Below are 6,690 nucleotides of genomic sequence, written 5' to 3'. Positions count from 1 at the left end.
TCAGAGTCAGTCACAAAATGAGTCATATAACAATTTAATCTATATAATGTCTAATGATAATTAAAAACACAAAGTTCGACAACTTTCTACAGAAAAAAAAACGATCCGGATCACTACTGTCCAAAGAAAAAATCTTGGACATGGTTTAAATTGGCTATATTCAATTAGTTATACAAATTTGATTTTTTCGAGATTTGATTTTGTTCTTTTGCAAATTGTATTGCAAGAGACCGAAATCATGAATCAAGGAAAGACCATATTCGCTCAGATCATGTCGCTCATACCAAGATATGAATTCGACAAGTGCGTAAAGAGATACAATGGCAATAGACATGCCATCGAGTTCAAATGCAGAGACCTGTTTATGGTGATGAGCTTTGCGCAGTTCACTGACCAAGTTAGTCTCCGCAGCATTGATGCAACGCTGGTTGCACTCTCTTCCAAACTCTATTCGAGCGGAATAAAGTATATCCAACGTTCCACTTTGGCCCATATCAATGAGACCAAGGATTGGCGTATATATCATGATTTCGGTCAGATTCTGATTGCTTGGGCAAGAGAACTGTACCAAAATGAGCCTTCCCGTCTTGACGTGGACGGTATCGTGTACGCCTTTGATAGCAGCACTATCAAGTTGTGCCTTCAGCTTTGTCCATGGGCTCGTCTGCATCATGACAAAGGCGGTGTAAAGATGCATACGCTGTTGGATCTGCGTGGTTCCATACCAACATTCATCTATCTGACAGAGGCTGCCATCCATGACTCTAAAACAATGAGTTTGATTCCTGTAGAACCAGGAAGCTATTATCTCATGGACAAAGGCTACATCGATTTCAAGCAGTTGTTTAATCACTCTCATCGTCAGCAAGCGTTCTTTGTAACAAGAGCCAAGGATAATATGAAATATGAAGTGCTGGAGGAACGCCCCGTAGACAAGCAGACTGGAGTTGTGAGTGATTCCACTATTAGGCTTACTGGACAGAAAACCTCCCAATGGTATCCAGACACACTCCGCATGGTTATTTATGAGGATTATGCTACCGGAAACATTTATAGATTTCTGAGCAACGATTTCACTCATTCCTACCTGACTATAGCGGAACTCTATAGAGAGCGCTGGCAAGTGGAATGTTTCTTCAAATGGGTCAAACAGCGACTGCATATCAAGTCGTTCTACGGAACGAGCCAAAATGCTGTATTCTCGCAGATTTGGATTGCCATATGCGATTATCTGCTGCTTGCCATTGCTAAGAAAGTATATCATATTGATCAAAATCTTTATATATTATCCGCTGCCATTGGTAAAGTCCTCTTTGAAAGGAAACCTTTAGGTGAACTATTTGTTAAACCCAAACGTCCTCAGAATGACTCCGATGATGGTCAGTTGACCTTATGGGAAAATTTCTTTGGACAGTAGTGGATCCGGATAAAAACATTACCGTGGCCGCATACAATATGTTATAAAACAAAAAAAACATTTATTAACAAAACATACAACATCCCAGTAATAAATTCATCTATTTTTCCTTTGGAAAATGAACAGGAATTCCATATATGGAAAAGAAATTTCCAAATACGGAAAAACATTACAAAAAACACAAGAAGTCATCTTTGTTAACTCTTTGAAACATTATTAATATAAAAAACTAAAAGTCATGAAACAAACATTGTTTCTATTGCCTAAAGACGACAGCAGGAACTCTGCTGACAAACAGACACACAAAAAAAAAGCTACACTATGTCTTTGCCTTTTCTTGTGTACTGGAGTTGCTTTCCCAAACGATCTTGCGGCAAAAGCCGCTATCTCTTCCAACAGCCGGATGAAGGCTGGCACGCTTATCCAGCAACAAACAAAACGGGTAAGCGGAACGATCACAGACTCCAGCGGAATACCGATCATCGGCGCCAATGTGGTAGAAGATGGAACGACTAATGGAACGATCACAGATTTCGACGGAAAATTCGTGCTGGAAGTAAATACCAGAGCGACCTTACGAATTTCTTATATCGGATATATCGAAAAGAAGATTCAAATAGCCAGTCAATCTGTATTAAACATTCAATTGACAGAAGACACACAAAACTTAGATGAGGTGGTAGTAGTCGGCTATGGAACACAAAAGAAAGTGAACCTGACCGGTGCTATCAGTAATATCAAGGCTGACATGATGGAGAACCGAACAACCTCCAATGCGGTGAATATGATGACCGGACAAGTTTCCGGCGTAACGATCATCCAGAATACAGGACAGCCGGGCGCTGACGCCGGTTCTTTACGCGTACGTGGCGTGGGAACTCTTGGAAAGGCCGAGGCTATGGTTATCATAGACGGGGTAGAGTCGAGCCTAAACAGCGTAGACCCCAATGATATACAAGACATCTCTATATTGAAAGACGCAGCGGCCTCGTCTATCTACGGTGTGCGTGCCGCAAATGGCGTAATCTTGGTAACGACCAAGAAGGGAGCCGCAGGCAAGACCAACGTCTCCTATAACGGATACGTTGGCTGGCAATCCGCTACCCGTCTTCCCAAGTACTTGGACTCGTACGGATATGCGACACTATTAAATGAGGCATATGCGAATGACAATATGCCTAAGCCTTATGACGAAACAGCCCTGAAAAAGTTCCAAGATGGAAGCGATCCCGACCATTTTGCCAATAGCGATTGGCTGGGAACCCTACTAAGCGAAAACGGGTTGTTTCATAATCATCATCTAAATGTAACGGGAGGTTCTGAGGCGATCCGTTATTCTGTATCCTTTGGTTTCCACGATAAAAAAGGTTTGATACCGAACATGAATTACAATAAGTTTAACGTTCGAGCCAACCTTGACGCAAAGGTCAACGACCGTCTCGACTTCTCTTTGAACATGGCTGCCTATCGGGATCGCCAAGCAGAACCCGCGATAGGTATTTCCAATTTGGGCAGGACAGGGGATGGAGCTTCCAATATCATACACTACGCGTTCCGCGAGACACCAGTAACACCGATTCAATTCCAAAACGGACAATACGGGCTTTTCAAGAATGAGCATAACTCCGTGGCTACCGCTAGAGAAGGAGGTTTAAGCCGAATATACAACAACAACTTCCAAGGAAGCGCATCTTTCGTATATAAGATTATCGAAGGGCTGACCCTTCGCGGTAATGCCGGAGCGATATTCAACTTATTGGATCAACATGTCTTCTCCAGAAGTATCAATTTCTATAGCGCAGATTCCAAGAACCCGATCAAGACAACTCGGAACATGGCGCAAAACTATGACAAGAAGATGCTGGAAATCAATCTGCAAGCCTACTTGAATTACGAGAAGACTTTCGGAAAGCATGGCATCAAGGCTTTAGCCGGATACTCTCAACTATATAACCAATATCGATATGTATCGGCTTTACGTAAAGACCTGCCTTCCAGCAACAGCTTAGGAGAGATCAACGCCGGAAACGTGACTACGCAGGAGACTCAAGGTAACTTGGTGGAATATGCGCTCCGATCGGCCTTCGGACGTATTAATTACTCGTTCGACGATCGGTACTTACTGGAGGGCAACATCCGTTATGACGGAACTTCCAGATTCCCTAAAAACAGCCGATTCGGAGCTTTCCCCTCTTTCTCGGCCGGCTGGAGAATCTCGGAAGAGGATTTCTTCAAAGCCTCTTGGGTAGATAACCTAAAACTACGCGCCTCTTGGGGACAGTTAGGAAACCAAGAGATCGGCAATTACGCATTTTATAACACCTATGCGTTTGGCTATGACTATAGCTATAATAACGTGTTAACCCCGGGAATCTCTATCACGCCGACAATGGCCAACAAGAATATAACATGGGAAACTACCAGTCAAGTCGATGTGGGTGTTGACGCGGATTTCTTGAATGGCAAGCTCTCATTCACGGGTGACTTCTTCTTGAAAAACACAAGTGACATCTTACTGAGCCTGCCGATCCCTGAGATTGTAGGTGTTGACGCTCCTATGCAAAACGCAGGTAAAGTAAGGAATACAGGCGTCGAGTTGTCTCTTAGGCACAACAACAATATCCGTGATTTCAATTATCACGCGACATTCAACATAAGTTACGTACACAATGAGATCACAGATCTAAGTGGTGGTGATATACCGGGACGTTCCGTTGGAGATCCGATCAATAATATCTATGGATATGTTTGCGAGGGTATTTTCCAAAATCAAGCCGAGATTGACGCTCATCCCAAGCAAGTCATGGGAACTCCGGTACCCGGAGACTTGAAATACGCCGACTTGAACGGCGATAAGGTCATCGATGAGAAAGATCGTAAGTCACTTGGTAACTATTTCCCGAAATTGAACTTTGGGTTAAACCTAGGATTTAATTATAAGAATTTCGATTTCTCCACATTGCTGCAAGGAGCGGGGATGGTAGATGGAATCGTAAAGGCCGAGATCAGCAGGGCATTCTATAATGGAGGCAAAGTAACAGAAGCCCATTTGGACCGTTGGACTCCGGAGAACCCGGATGCCACATATCCTCGCTTGTCTATGAGAAATTCGAATAAGAACTGGCAGACATCAACATTCTGGATGCAAAACGCAGCATACGTAAAGATGAGAAACCTACAGATTGGCTACACCATTCCGTCTAAGTTATTGGCAAACTCGGGAATCAGTCGCTTACGCTTCTATTTCAGCGCGGACAACTTATTCACGATCACAGGATTTGACGGGGCAGACCCCGAAGCGGCCTACGACTTCAACAATCAAGCTTCCACAGAGCTGAGCCGCGGAGGTAGCTATTATCCTTTAACAAGGAACTATTCATTTGGTGTTAATCTATCATTCTAAAAAATTAAGCAATTATGAAACTTAAATATTATTTAGTATCACTCGTATTATTAGCGGGAACTAGCTGTAATGACGGTTTTCTGGATCGTGCCCCGAAAGATCAATTGTCTGATGTCTCTTTCTGGAAAGATGCCCAAGACGCAACTCAATACACAACGGGGACTTACCGATATCTAATCGCCCCGGAAAACCATATCATCATGACCGATTGCTATACGGATAACGCCGTACCGGTACACGTAGGTGCCGAACAAGGACAGTTATCCGCAGGAACAGCGACTGCCTCCAACCCTCACTTCAAACAAGTATGGCAGAGGGCCTACGACGGTATCTGCCGATGCGAGGTCTACATGGCAAACATCGAACAGGTGGAAATGGACGAAGGCAAGAAAACCATCCTTACGGGAGAGATTACTTTTTTACGAGCCTTCTTCTATTCAACGTTGGTGAAATATTTCGGCGGCGTGCCTATCTTGACACATGCACTTGAGCTAAACGAACCTATCCCAGCACGTAACACGGAAGAGGAAGTGTATGAGTTTATCGTAAAGGAGCTGGACAAAGCAGCGGAAGTACTGCCAGAAAAACGGACCGAGTCCAGCGAGATAGGGCGTGCTACCAAAGGAGCCGCATTAGCGCTAAAAGCCAAAATGAGCATTTATTTCCATAAATACGAAACCGCCGCTAAAGCTGCCAAGGAGGTTATGGATCTTGGGGTTTACGGATTATTCGAGAATTACGAGAACCTGTTCTTACCGGAGTATGAGAATAACAAGGAAGTCATCTTTGACCGCCAATATGTACAAAACGCATATAACTCTACGATCGGAAGCTTGATCGACCAATACTTCGGCCCCCTAATGATGGGTGGATGGGAAGCCTTGTCACCAACGCAAGACCTAATAGACGCTTATCCTTGCGTAGATGGGAAATCCATTAAGGAATCCAAACTTTATGATCCGGCGAAACCTTTCGAGAACCGCGATCCTCGCCTAGCGTACTCGATCCTTTGGGATGGACAGGAATTGGCAGGGAAAACATACGATTCAAATGGCATGGGTAACGGAAACGCTACTCGCACGGGCTATAGCATGCGAAAATATGTCAACCCCAAAAATGACGGCAACAATGAGTATGGCTGGACAAATTTCATTTACATCCGTTATGCCGATATCCTATTAACATACGCCGAGGCTCAGAATGAGCTAAAAGGGCCTGACAAATCAGTATATGCCGCAATCAACCAGGTTCGCCAACGCCCCAGTGTAGAGCTTCCTCCCCTCCCGGATGGATTAAGCAAAGAGCAAATGCGTGAGGCTATCCGCTTGGAAAGACGTTTGGAGTTCACGTTCGAAGGAATCCACCTGTTTGACTCACGCAGCTGGAAAACAACAGAGGCTGACGTGAAGAAGCCTGTATACGGGAAATTAGTAGACGGAAAGCACGTATTCATAGAGCAAAGGAACTTTAATCCGAATAGGGATTATCTATGGGCTATTCCTCTAACTGAAATCGACCTTTCTAAAGGAGCTCTTGTTCAAAACAATGGATATTGATCCTTTCGAATGGACAAACCGCAAGTAAAAGAAAAACCGGAAGGATATGAATCCTTCCGGTTTTTTTAGATAAATTTCATATTATATGTAGAATAACTACTTTTGTCGAATATACATATCCGCTTTATGAACAAAAAACATCTATTCGCACTGTTGTTTACATTACTCGTATGGACGAGCTGTAACAACCAACAACATTTTATCACCGACACCGCTTACCGAGCTGAGGTTGAGAACGATTTCCAAGCGAAACAGGCCGCCCTGCCTAACGGAGACCTTTTCGCAGTATTTAACGATCAAATGACTCCCGAAGA

At 43.8% G+C, this 6,690-nt stretch carries 4 protein-coding genes; all 4 read left to right on the top strand.

What is annotated here, in order from left to right; all coding sequences use genetic code 11:
• The first annotated feature begins 238 nt into the window (after window positions 1–238).
• Window positions 239–1,417 carry an IS4 family transposase gene (locus tag DW033_RS23910; RefSeq protein ID WP_233554304.1) on the top strand — a complete coding sequence of 393 codons (1,179 nt, stop codon included), beginning with the start codon at window positions 239–241 and terminating at the stop codon, window positions 1,415–1,417.
• Between the two features lie 238 nt (window positions 1,418–1,655).
• Window positions 1,656–4,820 (top strand): TonB-dependent receptor, encoded by a 3,165-nt coding sequence (locus DW033_RS23905; RefSeq protein ID WP_009276900.1) that lies wholly within the window; start codon window positions 1,656–1,658, stop codon window positions 4,818–4,820.
• 14 nt (window positions 4,821–4,834) lie between these two features.
• Window positions 4,835–6,376, top strand: coding sequence for a RagB/SusD family nutrient uptake outer membrane protein (locus DW033_RS23900; RefSeq protein WP_009276901.1), 1,542 nt, complete (start codon window positions 4,835–4,837; stop codon window positions 6,374–6,376).
• 126 nt (window positions 6,377–6,502) lie between these two features.
• Window positions 6,503–6,690: hypothetical protein (locus DW033_RS25145; protein ID WP_233554303.1), on the top strand; the 188-nt coding region annotated here is incomplete at its 3' end.

Source organism: Parabacteroides sp. AF39-10AC, from assembly GCF_003635405.1.
Lineage (GTDB): Bacteria > Bacteroidota > Bacteroidia > Bacteroidales > Tannerellaceae > Parabacteroides > Parabacteroides distasonis.
The sequence above is the reverse complement of the archived record's forward strand: the minus strand, read 5'-3'. Positions and strand labels throughout refer to the sequence as shown.

Coding starts and splice junctions, on each gene's coding strand:
- DW033_RS23900 (WP_009276901.1), top strand. CDS start 4,835: ATGAAACTTAAATATTATTTAGTATCACTCGTATTATTAGCGGGAACT.
- DW033_RS23910 (WP_233554304.1), top strand. CDS start 239: ATGAATCAAGGAAAGACCATATTCGCTCAGATCATGTCGCTCATACCA.
- DW033_RS23905 (WP_009276900.1), top strand. CDS start 1,656: ATGAAACAAACATTGTTTCTATTGCCTAAAGACGACAGCAGGAACTCT.